This is a genomic window from Arthrobacter sp. 01L42, from assembly GCF_056400005.1.
Genome location: NZ_JBFTSL010000012.1, coordinates 97,641 through 120,389 on the forward strand (window position 1 = coordinate 97,641; position 22,749 = coordinate 120,389).

Sequence of the window (22,749 nt, forward strand, 5' to 3'; positions counted from 1 at the left end):
TAATACAGCCGGCCGCCCAGCGTGTTCCCCTTGCGGGTGCGGGCCGCCGAGCGAACCACTACGAATGGAATACCCATGACTTCCGCCAAGACCTTCCCGGCGTCAGCCGCACCAAGGTTCGCCTCGATCGGCTCCCCATATTTCGGCATCATGCTCGCTGTCATGGCCGTGGTGCTGATCCTGTCCAACATCGGGGCGTCCAAGGGCGTGGCGATCGGCCCCGTGATCACCGACGGCGGCTTCTTCCTCTTCCCGCTGGCGTACATCCTGGGCGATGTCATCAGCGAGGTCTATGGCTTCAAAGTGGCGCGCAAGGCCATCATCACCAGCTTTGCGCTGTCCGTCTTCGCGTCGCTCTGCTACTGGGTCATCATTGCCCTTCCGGGGTTCGACGACGAATACGGTTCCTCCAAGCAGGCAGCCTTGGAAGGCGCACTGGGACCGGTCCCGCAGATTGTGCTGGCATCGCTGCTGGCCTTCCTCGCCGGCCAGACCATCAACTCCTGGATCCTGGTGAAGATGAAGGCGCGGACCGGGGAAAGGTCCCTGTGGGCGCGCATCATGGGCTCCTCCGTGGCGGGTGAGTTCGTGGACACCCTGATATTCTGCAGCATCGCCGCATCTGTGATCGGAATTACCGACGCCGCGATGTTCATGAACTACGTCCTCGTGGGCTTCCTCTACAAGACCCTCGTGGAGTTCGCCTTCGTCCCGCTGACCTCGCTCGCCATCGGCTGGGTCAAGAAGCGCGAACCGAGCTACGCCGCCTAGGACTCCTCCTCATCCTCCGGCCGCCGGCCAGTTGGCCGCCGGCCGGTTCGGAGCCAGCAGCCGCCCAATTCGCCGAAAACCCGCGGTGTCGCCGTAAGTTTCCGACGACGTGGCGGGCTACCGGCGAATTCGAGTCGTTGGGGTGCGGGGTGTGGGGTGCCGGGCGCCGCAACGCATTCGACGCTCAGGGGTGCCGGCGGCCGGCCAGCGCACGAAGCAGACGGTGTTTGAATTCCTGCTCGCGAAAGAGGTCCTTCCACTCCACGCGGACGAACCGCCAGTCCTCTTCAACCAGGGCCTTCTCCCGGCGCCGTTCCTCGAAGAGCACCTCGGCCGTGGGACTGTAGTCGAAGTACTTGATTTTGCCGTCGAACTCGAGGGCGACCTTTTCCTCCTTCCATGCAAAGTCCAGGCGATGGCGCCCGGCGCGGCTCGACACTTCCAGCTGCGGCTCAGGTGGCCGGATCCGCAGCCGCAGGATCAGGTCGCGGGTCAGGGTCTCGCCGGGAGATTCGGAGCGCGGATCGGCCGCGGCCAGGACACGGCGGAAAGTCCGAATGCCCCGGCGGCCGTCCAGGTCATCTGCCATGGCCTGCAGGGCGCCCGGGTCCGCGCCGAGTCGAAGCGCGTGGTCCGTGAGAATCAACGCCTGCCTGTAGGGCAGCATCATGGCGCAGTCGGCCGTCGTGCGCTCCAAGGACGTGGTCCGGAGGCCGTTCACCACGGCGACGTCGTGGTCGGCGAAGGGGCGCGTGTGGCAGCGGACGTCACTGCCGTGACGCTCGTTCGAGGGCCGTACTTTTTGGAGGACATGGATCACGTCATCCACCTCCCACAGGTGGAGGAGGCGGAGGCGTGCTGCGGAAGTGTGGCTGTAGTGGAAGGCTCCTGTCGACGTCGTACGCGTTCCGTGGGCGTGCGCGTAGATGAGCTGCCGGCTCCGGACAGTAGGCGACTGGGCGTTCCAGAGGCTGGCGCGGATGTAGCAGCCGTGCCGGAGCCGGACGAGGGTGCCTGAATCGAGGAGCGAGCGGATGGCGCGCGAGCTGAAGCCGAGATCCAGGAGCTGTTCGGTGCGCCAGAGGTTACCTGTCGGCGGCAGCCCCAGCGCGGGGCTATGCGTCATGCCACCAGCTTCGGCCGATATAGGAGTGGGCAGGAGGCCCCGCCGTCGCTATGTGGAAAACACGAGGGCGCCGCACCTTGGCTTCTTTGGGGGACGGCCGCTTTGGACGCCGCCCAATTCGCCGGAAAGCGGCGAAGGCGCCGCAAAGTTACGGCGAACTCGGTGGTTTCCCGCGAATTCGGCGGCAGGCAGGGAGGCGGGCAGGGCAGGGCAGGCAGGAAGGCGGCCGGGTCGGGCGACGGCGGGCGGCGGGGACTCGCCGGCGGGGCGTCAGCCGGGAACGCGGGCGGTGGTTCCGCGGACGATGAGGTCCGGCTCGATCAGCTGGCGCTCAGGCTCGAGGGTGGGGTCCTGGATCCGCGCCAGCAGGGCGCTTGCGACGCCGGACCCGACAATGTCGCTCCGGTTGTCCACCGAGGTCATGTCCAGATACCGCGACTTGGCCAGCGGGGAGTTGTCGTAGCCGATCACGGAGAGCTCTTCCGGGATGGACAAGCCCCGGGCCTTGGCTGCGGCGAAGGCGCCCAGGGCCATGGTGTCATTGGCGGCGAACAGGGCGGTCGTGTCGGGGTGGTGGTCAAGGACCCAGCAGGCGGCCGCATAGCCGTCCTCCTCAGAGGTGCCGCGGGATTCACCGGCGATCCGGGCCTCGACGCCGGCCTCCAGGATGCGGCGGCGGAAGCCCTCCCGCCGGTGGGCCGCGGCGCCGCCGGAGCCCGAGAGGTGTCCGATGCGTGTGTGGCCGAGCCCGATCAGGTGCTCCGCCGCCATGCGGCCGCCGCCGTCGTCGTCGTTGGTGATGAGCCCGGCGCCGGCGGGAACGCCGTTCCGCCAGCCGGCGACGACGGCGGGAACCCAAGTGCCGGCCATCATGGACTCGCTCGGCTCGGCGGCGATGACGAGGCCCTCCACATGCATGGACAGCAGGCCGTCCACGGCCTCCGTGATGCGGTTCTCGCCGGGGCGGGAATCGGCGAGGGTGACCTGGTAGCCGTGGGGGGAGAACACGGATTCCATGCCGCGCAGGAGGTCCACGAACCAGGGGTTCCGGAAGTCGTCAATGACCAGCCCGATGCTTTTCGTCTGGCTGCTGGCGAGCGTGGTCGCCGCCCGGCTGGGGCGGTAACCGAGCTCCGACATGGCCGCCCGGACGGCCTCCCGACGCTTCTCGCTGACCTTTGACGGGTTTTGAAGCACGAGCGAGACCAGCGACGGGGAGACGCCGGCGCTCTTGGCGACGTCGTAGATCGTCGGGCGGCGGGTTCTGGGGGTATTCAACGACATCTGCAGGGCCTTTCACGTCTCATCCGAGGATAACCGGTCAACCATTGACAGGACATATGCACATAGCTACGCTTTTGTTCAGCGCCAAATTTTGTAGCGCTCCAATTTTTACCGTCGGGCCGTCGGCCTGACCGAATTTCAAAGGAGAAATCGATGGCTGACAGTTTGGGAGTTGCCGTAGTCGGCGCCGGAATGGCAGGAAAAGCGCATGCGGCCGCGTACCGCACGGCGTCGGCGCTCTACAGCCCGGTTCTTCCTCCTATCCGGCTGGTCTCCATCGGCGACGTCAACGCCGAGTTCGGTTCCCTGGCCGCGAAGCGTTTCGGCTACGATCGCCATGACACCTCGTGGCAGGCGATCGCCGAGGCCGATGACATCGACGTCGTAAGCGTCGTGATCGCGAACTCCCTCCACCGCGAAGTCGTGGAGGGCCTGCTGGCCGCCGGCAAGCATGTGCTATGCGAGAAGCCGCTGAGCGACTCAATCGAGGACGCCCGCGCCATGGCCGAGGCGGCCCGCAGTGCCAGTTCGATTGCCCGCATCGGGTTCACCTTCCGCCGCACGCCGGGCATCGCCTACATCCGGGACCTCATCCGCACCGGCGTGCTGGGGAACGTCCTGCACTTCAGCGGCCGCTACTGGACCGACTACGGGTTCAGCCCGTCGGCGCCCATGAGCTGGCGCTACAAGGGCGGCCCGGGCTCCGGGGCCCTGGCCGACGTCGGCAGCCACCTGACGTACGTCGCTGAGTTCCTCTGCGGCGACATCAAGTCCATCAGCGGCGGACGCCTCAGCACCGTGATCGACAAGCGCCCGCTGCCGCTGGGCGCCGTCATGGGCCACGACCACGCCGCGGTCAGCGACACGTTCGAGCCGGTCGAGAACGACGACTACGCGGTGTTTTCCGCCGAATTCGAGAACGGTGCAGGCGGCTTCGAGGTCTCCCGGGTCGCCGCAGGGCACGCGAACAGCCTCATCTTCGAGGTCTTCTGCGAGAACGGCGCCGCCCGGTTCGACCAGCGCCGCCCCGCGGAGATCGAGCTGTTCCTCAACGACGGCCCGGCCAACGAAAACGGCTACCGCCAGGTGATCCTCGGCCCCGGACACCCCTACATCGCCGGCGGGCTGGCCATGGACGCGCCCAGCGTCGGCTTCGGCCAGAACGACGCCTTCGGCTACCAGGCCCGGGCCTTCCTCGAGGAGGTCGCCGGCCTCAGCGAGGCGGACTCCCTGCCCCGCTGCGCCACGTTCGACGAGGGCGTGCGCAACATGGAGCTGCTCGGCGCAGTCACCGAATCCGCCCTCAACAACGGAAAGAAAATCACGCTATGAAACTCGGCGTCTACAACGCAATCCTGCACGACCGGCCCCTTCCCGAGGCCCTCAAGGTCATCGCCAACCTCGGACTGACCGGCATCGAAATCAACACGGGCGGGTTCCTGCCGGCCGTCCACGTCCCCACCATGGACCAGATCCTGGAAAGCGATGCGGCCCGCGATGACTACCTCGCGATTTTCGAGGGCACCGGCGTCTCGATTGCCGGCCTGAACTGCAATGGCAACCCGCTGCACCCCAAACGTGAGATCGGCGGGAAGCATGCCGAGGACATCCGCCGCTCCATCCGGCTGGCGCAGCGGCTGGGACAGGACCGTGTGGTGACCATGTCCGGCCTGCCCGGCGGCGAACCCGGGGCCACCACGGTCAACTGGGTGGTCAACGCCTGGAACTCGGCGGCCCTGGACGTGCTCGACTACCAATGGGGCATCGCGGCCGACTTCTGGAAGGAAACCGACCGCCTGGCCGCCGACCATGGCGTGAAGGTGGCCCTCGAGCTGCACCCGCAGAACATCGTGTTCAACACCGCCGACGTCCACAAGCTCATTGAGCTTACCGGCGCGACCCATGTCGGCGTCGAGCTGGACGCCTCGCACCTGTTCTGGCAGCAGATGGATCCGGTCGCGGTGGTCCGCGAACTCGGCCCGCTGGTCTTCCAGGCCGCGGCGAAGGACGTCCGCATCAATACCGCCAACGCAGCGCTCTACGGTGTCCTCGACAACAGCTTCCGGCGACTCTCCCCGGACGAAAACCGCACCAACCTCGGCGGCGACGAGTGGGCCAACGAATGGCCCAAGGACTCCGCCTGGGACTTCGTTGCCCTGGGCCGCGGGCACGACACGGCCTACTGGGCCGAGTTCCTGCGCGCGCTCTACGAGGTGGACCCGGAGATGCTGGTCAACATCGAGCACGAGGACGTCTCTCTGGGCCGGATCGAGGGCCTCCAGGTGGCGGCCAAGGTCCTGCGGGACGCCGACTCGGCACTCGCGGCGTCGCTGCACCTCACCAACTGATGACCTGACGGCCCGGCACCCGAGTTCTGCCGCCGAGTCGCCGGAACACTGCGGGGTCGCCGGAAACTTCCGGCGATCTCGCACGGTTCCGGCGACCTCGACGCCGGGGCCGCACCGACGCCGGGGCGACCTCAATGTCCGGGGACGCCTTCGACGCCGGGGCGACCTAGGAGTAGTAGTTCGCCAGGGTCTCGGCCTTGAACTCGAAGAAGTTGCCGGCCTCGATGGCGAGCCGGGCGTCGTCGACCATCTTCACCACGAAGCGCTCGTTGTGGATCGAGATCAGGGTGGCCGAGACCATCTCCTTGGCCTTGAACAGGTGATGGATGTAGGCCCGCGAATAGTTCAGGCAGGCGTAGCAGTCGCAGCCTTCCTGCAGCGGGCCGAAGTCGCGTTTGTACTTGGCGCCGGAGAGGTTGTACCGGCCGGTGGGGTGGTAGAACGCCGAGTTGCGGGCCACCCGGGTGGGGGAGACGCAGTCGAAAGTGTCCGCGCCGTTTTCAATGGCCGTGAAGATGTCGTCCGGTTCGGAGATGCCCAGCAGGTGCCGCGGCTTGTTCTCCGGCAGCTCCTCGTTGCACCAGCGCACGATCGTGCCGAGGTTCTCTTTCTCCAGCGCCCCGCCGATCCCGAAGCCGTCGAAGTTCATGGCGCCGAGGTCGCGGCAGGCCTTGCGGCGCAGGTCCTCGTATTGGGCGCCCTGGATCACCCCGAACAGGGCCTGGTAGGGCTTGCCGGCGCGCTCGTCCGTGAGCCGGAAGTGCTCGGTGATGCACCGCTCGGCCCAGCGCCGGGTCCGCTCCAGGGACTCCTCCTGGTAGCCGCGGGAGTTCTGCAGCGTGGTGAGCTCGTCGAACGCGAACATGATGTCCGCGCCGATCTGGTGCTGGACGTTCATGGAGATCTCGGGGCTGAAGCGGTGCCGGTCGCCGTTGAGGTGGCTCTTGAACCACACGCCTTCCTCGTCCACGTGGGCCAGGCGTTCTTTGCCGGGTGCGACTGCGTCGTCCGGCCCCGAATGGTCCACCGATTTCATGTCGATGACCTTCTTGAACCCGGAGCCCAGGCTCATCACCTGGAAACCGCCGGAATCGGTGAACGTCGGACCGCGCCAGTTCATGAACGCCCCCAGGCCACCGGCCTCGTCCAGGATGTCCGCGCCCGGCTGCAGGTACAGGTGGTAGGCGTTGGCCAGCACCGCCTGCGCGCCGAGTTCGGCAATGGATTCCGGCAGCACGGACTTGACCGTGGCCTTGGTGCCGACGGCGATGAACGCCGGGGTCTGGATCTCCCCGTGCGGGGTGGCGATGGTGCCGGTCCGGCCCAGGAACTCACCGCCGTTGGCGGCAACCTGCCCGGCCGACGGCGGGCACGTCTCGCTCAGGCGTTTGCCCACGCGGAAGGAGAACTCGGACTGCCGGGCAGGCGCGGGGGACGAAGACGCGAAGTCAGGATTGGCTGGCACGGTTCAAGTGTGCCAGCTAACGCAGCTCTGGACTCAGTGGACGGGATCCGATGTGGGGTAGTTCTCAGCCCGCCACTTGTCCCAGTAGTCGCGGACCGCCTCCAACTGGTGGGCCCCGAGGTCGTAGGTGGAGACGATTGCAAGGGATCCGCCGTCGGGCCGGACGTCGGCGATGGCGGGCTGGTCCGCCACGATCAGCAGGCCGTCCCCGTGCTCGGCATAGTTGTGGACGGTCAGACCCACCTGGTGGTTGCTGCGGAACCACACTTTGCCGGAGATTTCCTCGCCCGTGGGCAGGGTGAGCGAATACGGGTCCCCCGGCGACGGGACATCACTGAGCCCCAGTTTCTCTATCGCGGACCCGCCGGAGCCGGGCACGGAGAAGAAGAAGGTCCGGCGCTTGCCATGCGGGTGACGCTCCAGGGCGAAGCGCAACTGGTGGAGGAATGTCAGCCAGCCCTGGGTGATGTCCTCGTCCCAGGCCGCCCACTCGGAATTGTGGTCGATTGCCGCCCGGGTGACGCTGACCTCCGTGCCCGTGGGGACAGGTTTCAAAGTGAAAACGTCGCCGCCGTCGACCACCAGGGAGGTGTGGTCGGCGCCTTCGACCACATTGGGGCCGAAGTAGATTTCGTTGATTTCGGCCTCTTGGTCATCGGCCACCCAGCCGTGCCATTGGGCGATCTTGGCGGGTTCGCGCAGCATGGTCCAAACTTGCTGCGCGTCGGAATTGATCACAACGCTCAGATTGTTCGTCATGGGGTGAATCTACAACTCCGGGCCCGCCACGGGTAGGGCCCAACGCTAGACCTCAGGCGCGGACCGATTCGAGCTCGGTGGCGATCCGGCGTTCCAGCTCAACGGTGCCAATTGTTTCGGAGCCGCCGTGCGCGCGCAGGAACAGGAGCGCCTCGAGCCGCAGCAGGCGCCAGTCGCGTTCCGCATCCTGGTTCGCGTTGTCGATCGAGCGGAAGATTTCCTTGTCGTACAGGTTGGGCTCGTTGAGCGAGCGCTGGCGCACCTTGGCGTTGATCCTGGCCTTGAACGGGTCCGTTTCCATGGCCTCCGGCGCGCGGAGCAGTTTCTCGTAGATCCCGGCGCGCTGGTCCTGACCCAGCTGGCGGCAGATGTAGCTGGAGAGCGCCAGCGATGACTCCACGGAGGCCCAGCGGCCGGGGTTGCCGTCGAACGGCAGGACGTTGAGCAGGTCCGCGACCGCCAGGGCGTTGTCGGGGTCCTTGAGGGTGACGAAGAGCTCGTGCGCGAGGTCGCTGAGATCCTTCAGGCAGCTCCCGGACTTGGTGTTGATGCCCTTGGCGAGCCGTTCACTGAGCAGGAGGACACCGACGGCGCCCGGATGGTCCTCGGCCGCGGCCTCCACGACAGACTCCGGCGTGCCGTCGGGGGCCGGGATGAGTGCCAGGTCCGCTTCGCTGGGTCCGCTCACCGCGGGCGGCGCAACAGGCTGGGGAGGAACGACGACGGCGGCTACCGCCGTATTGTCCGGCCCGGCAGCGTCGGATTCAGCTGCGTCGGGCCCGGCAGCGTCGGATTCAGCTGCGTCGGATTCAGTTGCGCCAGGCCCGGGTGCGACCGGCTCAGCCTCTTCCGGCGCGGGGGCGCCGCCATCGGAAGGAGTTGGCGTGCCGGGCGCGCCGCCGTCGGACACGGGGGTGCCGGCCCCGGCGTCGTCCGTGACGCGGACCAGTGATCCCGCCGCGATCCGCAGCACACCGCCGCCGCTGAGGGTCGTCAACACCATGGCGGGAGTACCAAAATCGTCGGTTTCGACATCCACGCGATGGATCTCGGCGGATCGGTTTCCGTCGGGCAGAATCAGGTGGTCGCCGGCCCGCAGAGATCCAGCCTGCTGTTCACTGTAGTTCCGGAAGGCTGGGGGGTGGGTCATCGGGAGTCCTTAAAGTTCTCTTGCGGTCCGCCCAACAGTCTACAAAATCGGTTGCGTGAAGTCGGGGACGCAGGGGAGGCCCCGAGAGTCCCCGGCCGGAGCCGGGCCCAAGGGAACCGGCTAGTTGCCGACCCCCGCGAAGGCCAGCGCCTGCCGGATCAGGGCCCCCCGGCCGCCGCTGAATTCCAGCTGCACGTCGGTGCTCATGACCTCCTGCGGGGTCATCCAGGTCAGCTCAAGGGCGTCCTGCCGCGGGGAGCATTCGCCGGTCACAGGAATGACGTACGCAAGGGCAACGGCGTGCTGGCGGTCATCCGTGAAGCCGGTATGGGACGGGGACGGGAAGTACTCGGCCACGGTGAACGGCACCGGGCTGACCGGAAGCTGTGGGAAGGCGAGCGGGCCCAGGTCCTTCTCCATGTGGCGGAGCAGGGCGGCGCGGATGGTCTCGCGGTAGAGAACGCGGCCGGACACCAGGGACCGGACCATGGTGCCGTCCTCGTCGGCCTGCAGGAGGGTGCCGACCTCGTTCACGAACCCGAGGGGGTCCAGCCGGACCGGAACGGCCTCGACATAGACCATCGGCAGCCTGCCCCGCGCTTCGAACAGGTCGTCGTCGGAGAGCCAGCCGGGATTCGGGTCAGGGGTGCGCACATTCATGGTTAAGTTCTACCCCATCCCGTCCCCGAACCCCGCGCCGTCACTCAGATCGCCAGCACCGATTCCAGTGGCTCGCCGGCGGCAATCCGTGCCAGCAGCGCCGGCTCGGCGGCGTCCGAGTCCAGGGCCAGGCCCAGGACGTCGGCGGCCGCCTCCGCGGACAGGACGATCACGCCGTTGTCGTCACCGAGCACCCAGTCGCCCGGATTGACCTGGACGCCGCCGCACTGCACCGGGACATTGACGGCGGAGCCGGCGCTGCGGACCCGCTTGGTGGTCAGGCACGAGGTCCCGCGGGCGAAGACCGGCAGGCCGGTCGCGCGGAGCTCCAGGATGTCGGTGGCCACGCCGTCGACGACGACGCCGGCGGCGCCTTGCGCGGTGGCCGCTGCGGCGGTGACCGCGCCCACCGGCGCGTGCCGGTGGTCCCCGGACATGTCCACGACCAGCACCGCGCCGGGGTACAGCTCCAGCAGGGCGCGGTTCATGGCGTAGGCGTCATTTTCCGCAATGCGCACCGTGACCGCGGGGCCCGCCACCTCGACGCCGTCGAGCAGCGACCGGATGGCCGGATCCACGAATCCGTCCTCCAGGAAGTGCCCGATCGTGGGGAAGCTGACGGCGGCGAGCCCCTCGCGGAGCCCCTCGGCGAGCCCTGCGTTCACCGCGTTCACCGCGTTCACGGCGCGTCCGGCGCCGTGGCGCCGGCAACCACGGCAACGCATTCGATTTCCAGCGCGACGCCCCACAGGCTCACGCAGACAGTGGTCCGCGCCGGCTTGGCCGCCCCGAAGAACTCGGAGTAAACCCGGTTGTAAGCCTCGAGCTGGCTGGGATCCGTGAGGTAGCCGTTGACCTTGACCACATGCTCCAGGCCGGACCCGGCCGCCTCGAGCACGGACCGGAGGTTGATGATGGTCTGGCGGACCTGGTCCTCGAACGTGTCCGGCTGGTCCTCCAGCCCGCTGATCGCGGGGATCTGGCCGGCGGTGAACACGAACCCGTTGGCGGCGACCGCCTGGGAGAACGGGCCGACGGCGGCCGCGCCGCCCGGGATCTGCGCGATCCGTCGGACGGACTCTGTTACGGGCTGAACAGCGGGCTGAAAAGCGGGGTCGGCAGCGGGGAGAACGGCCTGTGGAGCTGTCATTTGGCAGCCACCGCTTCGGCGGCCGGGCCGGTGCTCGCGTCGGTGGTTGCGTTAGTGACTGCGTCAGTCGGGGCGGAGTCGACGGCGTCGATGTTGCCGTGCCGGGTTTCGGTCAGGACGAACAAGGCGCCGAGCGAGACGAGGGCGGCGGCCATAATGTACCACGCGATGGAGGAACTCTGGTGGGTCATGCCGAGCAGCCAGGTGGTGATGAACGGCGTGGCGGCGCTGCCGAGGAGTCCGGAGAGCATGTAGGCCACCGACAGTCCCGAGTAGCGGACCTTGGAACCGAAGAGTTCGGCGAGGAACGTGGCGATCGGGCCGTAGTTCGCGGCGAAGGCCGTCATCATGGCGAGGTACGCGACGAAGAGCAGCGGCACGGACTTGGTGTCCATCAGCCAGAACATCGGGAACGCGAGGGCTGCCTCGGCGGCCACTCCGGCGTAGATGATCGGCTTGCGGCCGTGCTTGTCAGAGAGTCGGCCGAAGAAAGGGATCAGGACAAAGCACAGGGCGCAGGCGGCCAGCACGACCCATAGCATCAGGGCCTCCGAGTGGCCCAGTTCCTTTTTGCCGTAGGAGACGCCCGAGGCCACAAGCAGGGTGAAGGTGCTGCCGGTGGACAGGGTGGCAACGCCGCCGAGGATGACCTGCTTCCAGTACTTGGCCATGAGGGCGGCGAACGGCAACTTGGCCTTGGCGCCGGCTTCCTTGACCGCCTGGAAGGACGGGGTTTCCTCGATGTGCAGCCGGATGTAGATGCCCACGGCCACGAGCAGCGCGGAGGCCAGGAACGGGATGCGCCAGCCCCAGGCGAGAAGCTCTTCGGTGCTGACCGTCGAGGCGACAATGAGGAACGCCACGTTGGCGATCAGGGTTCCGGCGGGCACGCCCACCTGGACCAATGAGCCGTAGAACCCGCGCTTGGATGCGGGAGCGTGCTCCACCGTCATCAGGACCGCTCCGCCCCATTCGCCGCCCAGGGCCAGGCCCTGGATGACGCGCAGGAAGAGCAGCAGCAGCGGCGCCATGATCCCGATGCTGTTGTAATCCGGCAGCAGGCCGATGGCGAAGGTGGCGGCGCCCATTGTCAGCAGTGAAATCAGGAGCATGGATTTGCGGCCCAGGCGGTCCCCGAAGTGGCCGAAGATGATGGCGCCGACCATGCGTGCAATGTAGGCGGAGGCGAAGGTTCCGAAGGCGAGCATGGTGCCCACGATGGGGTCGAAGCTGGGGAAGAAGATCTTATTGAACACGAGCGCGGATGCCGTGCCGAAAACAAAGAGGTCGTACCACTCAACGGTGGTGCCGATGACGCTGGCGAGAGCGATTTTGCGCATTTTTGCGAGGTCCAGACGGGCAGCCGCGTGGGAGGTGGTTTCTACCGATTGAGCCATCAATATCTCCAGATGGGGGTGCGGGGACGAATGTCCAGTGCAAGGTAGTAGCCAACTATTCTGTGTTGGTGATCACAGCTCAATGGCAAAAACCCCACCAGTAAAGGCCTCGAAGTGTGTGTTCACACAACTATCAGGCCCACGCAACCACCAGCCGCGCGGCCTGGGCCGGAATGGTCAGGTCGATCCCGGTCAGTTCCTGGAAGCGGTTGAGCCGGTTCAGGATGGTGTTCCGGTGGCAGAACAGCTGTTCCGCCGTGGCCGTGATGTTGCCGGTGGAGAGATAGTGCTGCACCGTTTCCCGGAGACGTTCCCGTTCCCCGCCGCGGCATTCCTCCATGGCTTCCTCCAGCTGGGCGGCGAGGTCGAGCCCGGCGTCCTGGAGGTTTTGCTGGGCAAACCGGGCCCATGCGGCATCCGCGGACAGGGGACCGGCGTCGCTGGGGCGCAACAGGGCCGCAAGGCTCTCTGCGGTCCGGGCGGCGGCGGGTAGGCCGCGCAGCCCGTGCACCTCCGGGACATATCCGGAGGGAATATCCGCCACGAGCGGCGGGGGCTGCGGCGCGCTCCGCGCTTCTCCGGACCTCCCCGACGGTGTCCACGACAAGAGCGGCCAAAACAGGTACGTGTTTCCGCCGGATTCGTGCAGGAAGATCTTCTGTCGGCGCTGGGCGGCGCCGAATTGGGTAGCGGCCGCACGAAGGCGGGCGCCGGCGTCGCCGCTGGCAGCCACGAGGCCGCAGCGGGCATCCGGCCCGATGCCCAGGGCGGAGCCAACCTGCGCGGACGTCTCGGCCGAGGGCGTGCTCTGGTTGAACAGCCGGGCGATAAATTCGTGCTGGATGCTGGACTCCTCCTGGGCCATGCGCACGCGCTCGGTCAGGTAGCTCATGTGGGTGCGGGTGGCGAACTCGTCGACGACCCGCCAGACCTGGTCCACCCGGGAGGCCAGCAGACCGGCATCCTCCGGTGCGGCGATCTCCAGGAGGTCTGCCCACAGGATGCTGAAGTCCAGCCGCACCGCCGAGGTCAGGGACTCCGGCGGTATCCCGGCCCTCGCCCGTTTGGACCCGAGGTCCGAGGCAAAGGCGAGCAGCCCGTCCCGTGCAGTGTCCGCCGGGCCGCCCCGCAGCCCATGGATGAGCCGGCGGAATGTTTCCCGCGCCGTGTCCAGGATTTCCAGGACAGTCACCTGGCTGTCGCCGTATTCCGGGATTTGCCGGACCCGGGCGGTGAACGCCTGGGCCAGGAGGTCCAGCCGCCCTTCCAGCTGGTCCACCAGCTCGCTCCAGCGGAAAGCATCGCCCGGCGATTCAAAATTGTGCATTCTCACATTCTAGGGTCTGTAAAGCGTGGCGCACTGCTAGTTATTTTGGGAAAAGCTACTGGCAGAATGGAATGAAGCACCAAGCGTGAGCCCACTCACACCCGCCGGAAGCGTCGGCGCCGGAAGCGTCGGCGCCCGAATCGTCTCGGCCCGAATCGTCACGGACGGAACTGTCCCCGGATGGGGGTGACCGCACAGGGCCACCGTCAAGACCCGTCACATTTCTTTGGAGTAATCATGGCAAGCAGCGCAAGCAACGCCACTACCACCGCCAGTCCGCAGTTGCCCGGGGTTGTCGATGAGAGCGTGGCCAAGAAAGTCGCCCTCGCGGCCCTCGTCGGCACAGCGCTGGAGTGGTACGACTTCTTCCTGTTCACCACCGCCGCGGCGCTCGTGTTCAACGCCCAGTACTTCGTGTCCCAGGACCCCTTCGTCTCGGCCATGAGCTCCTTCGCTACCCTGGCCGTGGGCTTCGTGGCCCGCCCGATCGGCGGCTTCATCTTCGGTGCCCTGGGCGACAAGGTGGGGCGCAAGAAGATCCTGATGGTCACCATCGTGGGTATCGGCCTCGTGACCGGGCTCATCGGCCTGCTGCCGAACTACATGACGATCGGCGTCGCGGCCCCCATCCTGCTGGTCGCGCTGCGCATCCTGCAGGGCCTCGCCGTCGGCGGCGAGTGGAGCGGCGCCGTCATTATCGCCGTCGAAAACGCCCCGGTCGCCAAACGCGCCCGCTACGCAGCCCTCCCGCAGCTCGGCTCGCCGATCGGCACCATCCTGTCCTCCGGCGGGTTCTTCGGAATGCTGTACCTGGTGGGCCAGGCCAACTTCGACGCGTGGGGCTGGCGCATCCCGTTCATCGCGGCGATCCCGCTGCTGGCCGTTTCGATGTGGATCCGCAGCAAGCTCAGCGAATCCCCGGAATTCGAAGCCCTCATGGAGTCCGGCGAGACCGAGCACGCACCCATCCGCGGAGTCCTGACGAAGAGCTGGCGCCAGATCCTGGTGGGCATGTGCTCCGCGCTGCTGGGTATCGGCGGTTTCTACCTCATCACCAGCTTCGTGGTCTTCTATGGCACCAAGGTGCTCAAGATGCCCTACGAAACGCTGCTGCTCGGCTCGCTCCTCGCCGCCGTCGTGGAAATCTTCGCCCTGATCTGGGCCGGCCGCATGGGCGAGAAATACGGCGCCAGCAAGGTCATCCTCTGGGGCGGCATCGCCTCCGCCGTCATCGCCGTACCCGTCTTCCTGGCCATCGACACCGCCAACCCCGCCCTGGTCATCATCGCCATGATCGTCGGCGTATCCACCCTGTCCATCCCTTACGCGGTGTCCGGCACGGCCCTGACCGCACTCTTCGCCACAAAGGTCCGGTACACCGGCGTCGCCATCACCTCCAACAGCGCCGGCGTCATCTCCGGCTTCGTGCCGCTGATCGCCACGGCCCTCGTGGCCGCCAACGGCAACTCGTTCTGGCCCGGCGCCGTCATCTTGCTGGTGGTTTCCGCGCTGACCGCACTGTCCGGCATTTTCCTCCCCGCACTGAGCATCGAAGAAAAGGGAATGAAGCATTGAGCACAACAACTACCGCCGGGCACCTGATTGTTGCCCAGCTGGAACGAGCCGGTATCCAGCGCGTCTACGGCGTCCCCGGGGAGAGCTTCCTGGACGTGCTGGACGGCCTGCACGGATCCTCCATTGAAACGGTGGTGACCCGCCACGAGGGCGGCGCCGGATTCATGGCCCTCGCCGAAGGCCGGCTCACGGAGCTTCCGGGCGTGGCCATGGTGACCCGTGGTCCGGGCGCGGCCAACGCCTTCATCGCCATCCACACCGCATACCAGGACGCCACCCCGATGATCCTGTTCGTGGGCCTCATCCCGGTCGCGGACCGCGGCCGGGAGTCGTTCCAGGAATTCGACATCAACGCCTGGTTCGGCAGCACCGCCAAGAAAGTCGTGACGCTCGACGACGCCGCCTCCGCCGCCCGCGTTGTGGACGACGCCATCTTCACGGCCCTCAGCGGCCGGCCGGGTCCCGTGGTGATCGGCCTCCCCGAAGACGTGCTGGTCCACGCGATCGAATCGGCCACGGTGGAGCCCCGGACCGTCGCCCGGACTGAACCTGCAGCAGCCGATCTCGCCGGCCTCGAGACGCGCCTGGCCGCGTCCAGGAAGCCCCTGATCGTGGTGGGCGGCGAAGGCTGGGACCAGGCAGCCTCCGACGCGCTGGCCGGCTGGGCCGCACGCCACGGCGTCCCGGTGCTCGCAGACTTCCGCGCCTACGACGCCGTCCCGCACAACAGCGACGCCTACGCCGGCTACCTCGGCTACGCCCGCAGCGACGCCAACGCCCGCCGCCTCGACGAGGCCGACCTGCTGGTCTTCGTCGGCTGCGTCCGCGCCGACGTGCTCTCCGACGGCTACAAGCGCGGACTGGATGCCGTCACCGTCGTCGTCCACCCCGGCGCCGATCTGCTGGGCCACTTCGGCCGGCTGGACCAGCACATTCCGGCCCACGTCTCGTCCTTCGCCACCGCACTCGCCGCCAAGGATTCCGAAGCGGATCCCGACGCCGGCTGGCTGGCCGGAGCCCGCGCCGACTACGAGAAGTTCTCCACCGCGCAGCCGGACAGCGGGAACGGAGTGGACTCGAAATATGTGGACCTCGACGTCGTCATGGAAATCCTCAAGCAGGAAATGGACGACGACGCCGTCATCACGTACGGGGCCGGGAACCACTCGCTGTGGCCGGCCCGCTACCTGAAGCACAACACCGCGAACTCCCTCGCCGCACCCCGCAACGGGGCCATGGGCATGGGGATCCCGGCGGCGGTGGCTGCCTCCCTGGCCTACCCCGGCCGCCAGGTGATTTCCGTGGCCGGTGACGGCTGCTTCATGATGAACGGCCAGGAAATGGCCACGGCCATGGGCCACGGCGGGAAGTTCATCGCCCTCGTGGTGGACAACGGCATCTTCGCCACGATCCGTGAGCACCAGGAAGGCCACTACCCGGGCCGGCCCTCGGGCACGCACATGACCAACCCGGACTTCGCCGCACTGGCCCGGTCCTACGGCGGCTACGGCGAACGGGTCGAGAAGGCAGAGGACTTCGGCGCCGCTTTCCGCCGTGCCGTCGAATCCGGGCTGCCGGCAGTCCTGCACCTCCCGCAGGACCCCACCACCCGCTCACCCAAGACCGCCAGCAACTGACCGGAGCCCGTCATGATCACCCTGCACAACATCATCAATGGTGAGACCGTCCCCGGCAGCGCCGCCGACGGTTCGGACGCGGCCACCCTGCCGTTCTTCGACCCCGCCACCGGAGTCCAGCTCGGCACCGCCCCGGACAGCGACGCCGCCACCGTGGACCGCGCCTTCCAGGCCGCCCACACCGCCTTCCAGAGCTACAAGCGGACCACCCCGGCCGAACGCCAGGCCATGATGCTCAAACTCGCCGACCTCATCGAGGCCAACGTCGACAGGCTCCTGGACGCCGAGGTAGCCTGCACCGGCAAGCCGCGCCAGATCACCCGCGAGATCGAGATCCTCCGCGGCGCCGACCAGCTGCGCTTCTTCGCCGGCGCCTGCCGCGTGGTGTCCGGGACCGCCCAGACCGAATACGTCCGCGGCTTTTCCTCCACCGTCCGGCGTGAACCCCTCGGCGTGGTCGCCCAGATCACCCCGTGGAACTACCCGTTCATGATGGCCATCTGGAAGATCGGACCGGCGCTCGCCGCCGGCAACACGCTGGTCCTGAAACCGGCCGATACCACGCCCTGGTCCACCCTGGTGCTGGGCGAACTGGCGCAGGAGGCCTACCCCGCCGGCGTCGTCAACGTCATCTGCGGCGGCCGGGGGACCGGTGCCGCCATGGTGGATCACGAGATCCCGGAAATGGTGTCCATCACCGGCTCCACCAGGGCCGGGGCCCAGGTGATGTCCGCGGCGTCGAAGACCCTCAAGGACGTCCACCTGGAACTCGGCGGCAAGGCACCGGCGATCGTTTTCGCCGACACAGACATTGACGTGGCGGCTAGGGAGATCGCGCTCGGTGCGTTCTTCAACGCCGGGCAGGACTGCACCGCCGTGACCCGTGTGCTCGTCGAGGACTCCATCCACCAGGAGTTCGGTGCCGCGCTCGCCGCGGCAGCCGCAGCACTGCAGGTGGGCGGCGACGCCGCGGACCTGGGCCCGCTCAACAGCGCCGCCCAGCTGGACCGGGTGGAAGGCTTCATGTCCCGGCTGCCCGCGAACGCCAGGGTCCTGGCCGGAGGCAAGCGGACGGGCACCGGCTTCCACTTCGAGCCCACCGTGATCGACGGCGTCTTCCAGGCCGACGAGGTGGTGTGCGAGGAGATCTTCGGACCCGTGGTCACCGTCCAGCCGTTCGCCACGGAGGAGGAGGCCATCGAGCTCGCCAACGGGACCAAGTACGCGCTGGCCTCCAGCGTCTGGTCCAACAACCACGGAGTGGTCACGCGGGTCTCCAATGAGCTGGACTTCGGCGCCGTCTGGATCAACTGCCACCAGGTGATCCCCGCTGAGGCGCCGCACGGCGGTTTCAAGCACTCCGGGACCGGCAAGGACCTCTCCGTCTTTGGCCTGGAGGACTACACCCGCATCAAGTCAGTCACCACCTCCCACCGCTAAAGAACCACGTAGGTAACCCTTGAAACTCGATCTGCTGCTGCGCAACGCGGACATCATCACCATGGATGAGCGCCGCCCGCATGCCACCTCGCTGGGAGTCTGGCAGGGCCGGATTGTGGGCCTCGACGACGACCTGGCCGGCCTGGACGCGGCCGAAGTCCTGGACCTCGGGGGCGCCACCGTGACCCCCGGCTTCATCGACGCCCACTGCCACACCACCTGGTTCGGGCTCGGCCTGGGCGAACTGGACGTCTCCGCCGCGCGCGGCCTGCACCAGCTCTACGCCCTGCTGGAGGCCGGCATGGCGGCAGACAGCGCGCAGCCTGAGGCAGGGCCAGAGTCTGAGGCAGGGCCGGAGCCCGGGACCGGACCGGCGCCGGACTGGCTGCTGGCCACCGGCTTCAGCCAGCAGCAGCACGGCGGCGAGTTCCCGGACATCACCGTTTTGGACCGGATCACGGGAAACCGGCCGCTGTTCATGCGGCACAACTCCGGGCACATGGCCGTAGTCAACACGGCCGCGCTCCGGCTGGCCGGCGCCGAGCCGGCGTCGTTTCCGGACCCCGACGGCGGCGTCATTGTCCGCGACGCCGACGGCCGCCCCACCGGGCTGGTCCAGGAAACCGCGCAGCAGCTGATCCAGCAGCTGATCCTGCCGTACTCGTCCGAGGCGATCGAAGCCGCACTGGACCGGGCCACCACCTACTACGCCGCGGAGGGCATCACGAGCTTCACCGAGGCCGGGATCGGCGGCGGCTGGATCGGCCACAGCCCCGTGGAGCTGGCCGCCTACCAGCGGGCGGCCTCCGCGGGCAGGCTCCACGCCCGGGCGCAGCTGATGCCCGTTCTGGATGTGCTCCACCCGCTCGGCGGGCAGCACCCGCCGGGCACCACGCCGGCCGGACTGGATCTGGGCATCGCCAGCGGCTTCGGCGGCGATTTCCTGTCCCTGGGCCCGGCGAAGGTGTTCCTGGACGGGTCACTGCTCGGCGAAACGGCCGCGGTCAGCCATGACTACTGCAGCCACGGCGGGACGGACAACACCGGCAACACCGGCTACTTCCAGGCCGAACCGGACGCGCTGCGGGCAAAGATCGAGGCCGCCTACGCGGCCGGCTGGTCGATCGCGGCGCACGCCATCGGCGACCGCGCCGTTGACCTCGCGATCGACATCATCACCGGCTGCGCCACCAAATACGGCCCCCGGGCCGTGCCCAACAGGATCGAACACGCCTCGATGACCCGGCCGGAACAGCTGCAACGGCTGGCCGCCGCGGACATCGCCGTCACCCCGCAGGCGAGCTTCTTCGCCGACGGCGGGGACGGCATGACGCTGTCCCTCGGCCCGGAACGGCTCGGTTGGGCCTACCGGGCGGCGTCGTTCCTGTCCGCCGGTGTGACACTCGCCGGCAGCTCCGACCGCCCCGTGGCCGACGGAAACGTGCTCCGCGGCATGCAGGCGTTCGTGGACCGGCGCACCGCCTCCGGGGCCGTTTTCGGGAACCCGGACGAGCGGCTGAGCCCGCTCCAGGCCCTGGCGGCGTATACCACCGGAGCCGCCGCAGCCACCGGAGCCTCCGGTGTCAAAGGCTCGCTGACCGTAGGGAAGCTCGCCGATTTCACCGTCCTGTCCGGGTCCCCGCTCACTGCGGCCAGCATCGCCGGGCTCCAGGTGCTGGCCACCGCCGTCGGGGGGGACTTTACGTTCCGGACCGCCGGCATCATGACCCCGGTTGCGGCCCGTCCGGCCGCAACCGGTCCATTCTTCAACCCAGCTACCAACCGTTCATAGGGGAAAACCGTGACCACTCACACCACTTTCAGCACCCGCGACGCCGCGTTCGTGCGGGACTTCCACACCATGAGCGAATTCGGTGCTACCGAGAACGGCGGCGTGGACCGCCAGGCCGCCAGCGTGCCGGACGGCCAGCAGCGGCAGTGGCTCACCGGCCTGCTGGAGGCCAACGGCTTCACCGTCCGGTTCGACCGGGCCGGCAACCAGTGGGGCCTGTACGAGGCCGTGCCGGGCGCTCCCTTCGTCGTGGTGGGCTCCCACATGGATTCCCAGCCGACGGCGGGACGCTACGACGGCGCGTACGGCGTGCTTGCCGCAGCCCACGCGGCGTTCCGGCTCGTGGAGCAGTGGGCCGCGGCCGGAGACGCCGGGCAGCCCCGGTTCAATATCGCGGTGGTCAACTGGTTCAACGAAGAGGGCTCACGCTTCAAGCCGTCCATGATGGGTTCCTCCGTCTACACCGGAAAGCTCGAACTCGAAACCGCGCTGGCCACCAAGGACGCGGCCGGAGTCACGGTCCGCGAGGCCCTGGACGCGATCGGCTGCCGGGGCAGTTACGAGGGCCCCGAAGCCGCGTACTGCGCCGAAATCCACATTGAACAGGGCCGGAGCATGGAACGTGAAGGCATCACCATCGGCCTGGTGAACTCCAACTGGGCGGCCAACAAATACGAGTTCGTGGTCCACGGCGAGCAGGCCCACACCGGATCCACCGTGATCGCGGACCGGAAAGACGCGCTGCTGGGGGCGTCAATGATGGTGGTCGCCGCCCGGGAACTCGCCGACACCTTCCCCGGCGTGCTGCACACGTCCGTGGGGCAACTGAATGTCTACCCCAACTCGCCCGTCGTGGTGCCGTCCCGGGTGAGCCTGCTGCTGGACCTGCGCAGCGCCGATGAAGCTGTCCTAGCCGAGGCCGACGCCCTGCTGGACGAGCGCATCGCCGGGATCGAGAAGCTGGCGAACGTCACGGTGGAGCGCAACCACGCCCACACCTGGCCCGTGACACCCTACCAGCCCGAAGGCGTGGAACTCGCGGCCAAGGTGGCGGCGGACCTGGGCCTTGCGAACAAGCAGGTCATGACCCTGGCCGGGCACGATTCGACCAACATGAAGGACCTGGTCCCGACGGTGATGCTGTTTGTGCCCAGCGTGGACGGGATCTCCCACAACGAGCACGAGTACACCACGGACGAGGACATCGTGGCGGGCCTGGCGATGCTCACCGAGGTAGTGAACCGGCTCTGCAACGGGGCGCTGGAGGACTGACCGAGGGCGCGGCTGTACTTCACAGGTCCTCCGCGGCCACCCCGGAACCCCCGGGCGCCTGGCCAGTGCCTTCTCAGGCGCCTTCGGGCTTCTGCGAGATCCAGAGCATCGCCCCGTGGGGGTTCTCCGGCAGGTCAGCGGCGTCCGGGTTGGCCACGTGCAGGGTCCGGCCGAAGGCCTCTTCCGTCAGGCTGACCCGGTGGCCGGCGGCCGCGAGGCGGTCCCGCAGGCCGGCGAGGTCGCCAGTGTATTCAAACCCCAGGCCGGTCCGGGCGGCGCCGCTGGCGGGCCGGACCATCAGCACGCCGCCGTTCTTCGCCGTGAAATCCGCGGTTTCGTCGTCGTCCGGGGCAGGCCGCAGCCGGGCGCCCATGTTCCGCAGGGTTTGCTCGGCGGCGGCCGCGTCCGGCGTGAACCAGACTTCGACGACGGCGAGGGCCGGATCGGCGTCCGCGCACTGCGCGCCGTGGGCGGCCTTGTCCGCGAAGAAGCCGAACCCGTCCCCGCCCGTGATCCGGCAGGTATCGCCGTGACGGGCGTTGACCAGCTCGGCCGGGGTGGTCCCGTCCTCCGCGCCGGCCAGATTGGTGCGGCGCGCGAATTCTGCCAGGTCTCCGACCTCGACGCCGAAGTCCGTCTTTCCATCCAGCACCATTCCGGCACCGGCACCGTCCCCGGCATCAGCCCCGGCGGCACCCGCCGCTACCCGGTGCAGCGCGAGGCGGCCCGAGCCGGCGTCGAACTCCTGCCAGTTGCCGTCGTCGACTGTGCGCACCATGCCGAGGGCGGACAGCAGGCCCTCCCACTGGTCCATGCGGGAGGTGTAGTGGATCGGGCGGACGCGCAGCATGGGATCTCCTTGCGAGGGACGGTTTTTGGCTCCTCCTGACATGGTGCCACCAAAGCACCCCTCCGGTCAGCACGGCAGGGCACAATGGGGCCATGGCTGTTGAACTGGAGGAACTGCTGGTGAAGGACGCCGCCGAGTGGCGCGCCTGGCTGGAGCAGCACCACGCGCAGAGTCCCGGGGTGTGGCTCGTGCTGCACAAGAAGGGCGGATCGGTGACGGAGCTGGACTACGAGGCCGCGCTGCAGGAGGCGCTGTGTTTCGGCTGGATCGACGGGCAGGGGCGGCGCCGGGACGAGGAAAGCTCGTTCCAGCGGATGACCCGGCGGGGACCCAAGAGCGTGTGGTCGGCCCGGAACGTGGAGCGGATTGACCGCCTGGAGGCGGCAGGGCGGATGGCCCCCGCCGGGCAGGCGGCCGTCGCCGCCGCCAAGGCGGACGGGCGCTGGGAGGCCGCCTATTCGGGCGCGGCGACGGCGGAGGTCCCGGATGACCTCGCCGCCGCCATCGCGGCGGAGCCGCGGGCGCAGGCGATGTTCGAGGTCCTGACGTCCGTGAACCGGTATGCCCTGATCTACCGCACCAACTCGGTCAAGCAGGCCTCGACCCGGGAGCGGAAGATCGCCGGGTTCGTGGAGATGCTGGCCAGGTTCGACACGCCGTACCCGCAGACCAGGCGTCCCCCGGAACCGTAGCGCTCGCCCGCCGCGCATCCCAGAGAATTCCCAGCGCCCTTGCTGGCTGCGGGG

The 22,749-nt window shown here is 68.0% G+C and carries 20 protein-coding genes; 9 read left to right on the forward strand and 11 right to left on the reverse strand.

Annotation, left to right across the window (positions count from 1 at the left end; genetic code table 11):
• The first annotated feature begins 75 nt into the window (after positions 1–75).
• The gene (locus AC1DN2_RS12400) at positions 76–771 is read left to right on the forward strand and encodes a queuosine precursor transporter (RefSeq protein WP_476850545.1); all 696 of its coding nucleotides are present in this window, start codon (positions 76–78) and stop codon (positions 769–771) included.
• Between the two features lie 184 nt (positions 772–955).
• On the opposite strand, the gene AC1DN2_RS12405 is transcribed toward AC1DN2_RS12400, so the two are convergent.
• Positions 956–1,897, reverse strand: a complete 942-nt coding sequence (locus tag AC1DN2_RS12405) for a type IV toxin-antitoxin system AbiEi family antitoxin domain-containing protein (RefSeq protein WP_476850546.1) — start codon at positions 1,895–1,897, stop codon at positions 956–958.
• Positions 1,898–2,167: 270 nt separating this feature from the next.
• On the reverse strand, positions 2,168–3,181 hold the full coding sequence (locus tag AC1DN2_RS12410) for a LacI family DNA-binding transcriptional regulator (protein WP_476850547.1): 1,014 nt from the start codon (positions 3,179–3,181) through the stop codon (positions 2,168–2,170).
• 153 nt (positions 3,182–3,334) lie between these two features.
• On the opposite strand from AC1DN2_RS12410, the gene AC1DN2_RS12415 reads away from it, so the two are divergent.
• Both AC1DN2_RS12415 and AC1DN2_RS12420 read left to right on the forward strand, forming a co-directional pair.
• Positions 3,335–4,513 carry a Gfo/Idh/MocA family protein gene (locus AC1DN2_RS12415; protein WP_476850548.1) on the forward strand — a complete coding sequence of 393 codons (1,179 nt, stop codon included), beginning with the start codon at positions 3,335–3,337 and terminating at the stop codon, positions 4,511–4,513.
• Positions 4,510–5,529, forward strand: coding sequence for a sugar phosphate isomerase/epimerase family protein (locus AC1DN2_RS12420; RefSeq protein WP_476850549.1), 1,020 nt, complete (start codon positions 4,510–4,512; stop codon positions 5,527–5,529). The genes AC1DN2_RS12415 and AC1DN2_RS12420 overlap by 4 nt, the downstream gene beginning before the upstream one ends.
• 166 nt (positions 5,530–5,695) lie before the next feature.
• On the opposite strand, the gene tgt is transcribed toward AC1DN2_RS12420, so the two are convergent.
• The 8 genes from tgt to AC1DN2_RS12460 form a co-directional block, all read right to left on the reverse strand.
• Positions 5,696–6,994 carry a tRNA guanosine(34) transglycosylase Tgt gene (gene tgt / locus AC1DN2_RS12425; protein ID WP_476850550.1) on the reverse strand — a complete coding sequence of 433 codons (1,299 nt, stop codon included), beginning with the start codon at positions 6,992–6,994 and terminating at the stop codon, positions 5,696–5,698.
• Positions 6,995–7,027: 33 nt separating this feature from the next.
• Positions 7,028–7,753, reverse strand: coding sequence for an SRPBCC family protein (locus AC1DN2_RS12430; RefSeq protein ID WP_476850551.1), 726 nt, complete (start codon positions 7,751–7,753; stop codon positions 7,028–7,030).
• Positions 7,754–7,805: 52 nt separating this feature from the next.
• Positions 7,806–8,903 carry a DUF6707 family protein gene (locus tag AC1DN2_RS12435; protein ID WP_476850552.1) on the reverse strand — a complete coding sequence of 366 codons (1,098 nt, stop codon included), beginning with the start codon at positions 8,901–8,903 and terminating at the stop codon, positions 7,806–7,808.
• Between the two features lie 120 nt (positions 8,904–9,023).
• Complete coding sequence (locus AC1DN2_RS12440) at positions 9,024–9,563, reverse strand: NUDIX hydrolase family protein (RefSeq protein ID WP_223914477.1); 540 nt, start codon at positions 9,561–9,563, stop codon at positions 9,024–9,026.
• A 44-nt stretch (positions 9,564–9,607) separates the two neighbouring features.
• A complete protein-coding gene (locus AC1DN2_RS12445) occupies positions 9,608–10,246 on the reverse strand; it encodes an RraA family protein (protein ID WP_476850553.1) in 639 nt (212 codons plus the stop codon).
• Positions 10,243–10,713: a RidA family protein gene (locus AC1DN2_RS12450; protein ID WP_476850554.1), complete on the reverse strand. Its 471-nt coding sequence runs from the start codon at positions 10,711–10,713 to the stop codon at positions 10,243–10,245. The genes AC1DN2_RS12445 and AC1DN2_RS12450 overlap by 4 nt, the downstream gene beginning before the upstream one ends.
• Positions 10,710–12,110: an MFS transporter gene (locus tag AC1DN2_RS12455; RefSeq protein ID WP_476850555.1), complete on the reverse strand. Its 1,401-nt coding sequence runs from the start codon at positions 12,108–12,110 to the stop codon at positions 10,710–10,712. The genes AC1DN2_RS12450 and AC1DN2_RS12455 overlap by 4 nt, the downstream gene beginning before the upstream one ends.
• A gap of 133 nt (positions 12,111–12,243) precedes the next feature.
• Positions 12,244–13,437: a PucR family transcriptional regulator gene (locus AC1DN2_RS12460; protein ID WP_476850556.1), complete on the reverse strand. Its 1,194-nt coding sequence runs from the start codon at positions 13,435–13,437 to the stop codon at positions 12,244–12,246.
• 237 nt (positions 13,438–13,674) lie between these two features.
• On the opposite strand from AC1DN2_RS12460, the gene AC1DN2_RS12465 reads away from it, so the two are divergent.
• Genes AC1DN2_RS12465 through AC1DN2_RS12485 form a run of 5 tightly spaced genes read left to right on the forward strand, consistent with a single transcriptional unit; the run spans position 13,675 to position 21,153 of the window.
• Complete coding sequence (locus tag AC1DN2_RS12465; RefSeq protein WP_476850557.1) at positions 13,675–15,012, forward strand: MFS transporter; 1,338 nt, start codon at positions 13,675–13,677, stop codon at positions 15,010–15,012.
• Positions 15,009–16,649 carry a thiamine pyrophosphate-dependent enzyme gene (locus tag AC1DN2_RS12470; protein ID WP_476850558.1) on the forward strand — a complete coding sequence of 547 codons (1,641 nt, stop codon included), beginning with the start codon at positions 15,009–15,011 and terminating at the stop codon, positions 16,647–16,649. The genes AC1DN2_RS12465 and AC1DN2_RS12470 overlap by 4 nt, the downstream gene beginning before the upstream one ends.
• Positions 16,650–16,661: 12 nt before the next feature.
• Entirely contained in the window at positions 16,662–18,089 is a 1,428-nt protein-coding gene (locus AC1DN2_RS12475; protein ID WP_476850559.1) for a gamma-aminobutyraldehyde dehydrogenase, read from the forward strand.
• A 19-nt stretch (positions 18,090–18,108) separates the two neighbouring features.
• On the forward strand, positions 18,109–19,881 hold the full coding sequence (locus AC1DN2_RS12480) for an amidohydrolase (protein WP_476850560.1): 1,773 nt from the start codon (positions 18,109–18,111) through the stop codon (positions 19,879–19,881).
• A 9-nt stretch (positions 19,882–19,890) separates the two neighbouring features.
• Positions 19,891–21,153: a M20 family metallo-hydrolase gene (locus AC1DN2_RS12485; protein ID WP_476850561.1), complete on the forward strand. Its 1,263-nt coding sequence runs from the start codon at positions 19,891–19,893 to the stop codon at positions 21,151–21,153.
• 73 nt (positions 21,154–21,226) lie between these two features.
• On the opposite strand, the gene AC1DN2_RS12490 is transcribed toward AC1DN2_RS12485, so the two are convergent.
• Positions 21,227–22,003, reverse strand: a complete 777-nt coding sequence (locus AC1DN2_RS12490) for a VOC family protein (protein WP_476850562.1) — start codon at positions 22,001–22,003, stop codon at positions 21,227–21,229.
• Positions 22,004–22,095: 92 nt separating this feature from the next.
• Here AC1DN2_RS12490 and AC1DN2_RS12495 point away from each other — a divergent pair, with 92 nt between their 5' ends.
• Positions 22,096–22,695: a YdeI/OmpD-associated family protein gene (locus tag AC1DN2_RS12495; RefSeq protein ID WP_476850563.1), complete on the forward strand. Its 600-nt coding sequence runs from the start codon at positions 22,096–22,098 to the stop codon at positions 22,693–22,695.
• Positions 22,696–22,749: the final 54 nt, after the last annotated feature.

Bases quoted from the DNA above. Each gene is read 5' to 3' on its own strand.
- AC1DN2_RS12400 (WP_476850545.1), top strand. From the start codon at position 76: ATGACTTCCGCCAAGACCTTCCCGGCGTCAGCCGCACCAAGGTTCGCC.
- AC1DN2_RS12405 (WP_476850546.1), bottom strand. From the start codon at position 1,897: ATGACGCATAGCCCCGCGCTGGGGCTGCCGCCGACAGGTAACCTCTGG.
- AC1DN2_RS12410 (WP_476850547.1), bottom strand. From the start codon at position 3,181: ATGTCGTTGAATACCCCCAGAACCCGCCGCCCGACGATCTACGACGTC.
- AC1DN2_RS12415 (WP_476850548.1), top strand. From the start codon at position 3,335: ATGGCTGACAGTTTGGGAGTTGCCGTAGTCGGCGCCGGAATGGCAGGA.
- AC1DN2_RS12420 (WP_476850549.1), top strand. From the start codon at position 4,510: ATGAAACTCGGCGTCTACAACGCAATCCTGCACGACCGGCCCCTTCCC.
- AC1DN2_RS12430 (WP_476850551.1), bottom strand. From the start codon at position 7,753: ATGACGAACAATCTGAGCGTTGTGATCAATTCCGACGCGCAGCAAGTT.
- AC1DN2_RS12435 (WP_476850552.1), bottom strand. From the start codon at position 8,903: ATGACCCACCCCCCAGCCTTCCGGAACTACAGTGAACAGCAGGCTGGA.
- AC1DN2_RS12440 (WP_223914477.1), bottom strand. From the start codon at position 9,563: ATGAATGTGCGCACCCCTGACCCGAATCCCGGCTGGCTCTCCGACGAC.
- AC1DN2_RS12450 (WP_476850554.1), bottom strand. From the start codon at position 10,713: ATGACAGCTCCACAGGCCGTTCTCCCCGCTGCCGACCCCGCTTTTCAG.
- AC1DN2_RS12455 (WP_476850555.1), bottom strand. From the start codon at position 12,110: ATGGCTCAATCGGTAGAAACCACCTCCCACGCGGCTGCCCGTCTGGAC.
- AC1DN2_RS12460 (WP_476850556.1), bottom strand. From the start codon at position 13,437: ATGCACAATTTTGAATCGCCGGGCGATGCTTTCCGCTGGAGCGAGCTG.
- AC1DN2_RS12465 (WP_476850557.1), top strand. From the start codon at position 13,675: ATGGCAAGCAGCGCAAGCAACGCCACTACCACCGCCAGTCCGCAGTTG.
- AC1DN2_RS12475 (WP_476850559.1), top strand. From the start codon at position 16,662: ATGATCACCCTGCACAACATCATCAATGGTGAGACCGTCCCCGGCAGC.
- AC1DN2_RS12490 (WP_476850562.1), bottom strand. From the start codon at position 22,003: ATGCTGCGCGTCCGCCCGATCCACTACACCTCCCGCATGGACCAGTGG.
- AC1DN2_RS12495 (WP_476850563.1), top strand. From the start codon at position 22,096: ATGGCTGTTGAACTGGAGGAACTGCTGGTGAAGGACGCCGCCGAGTGG.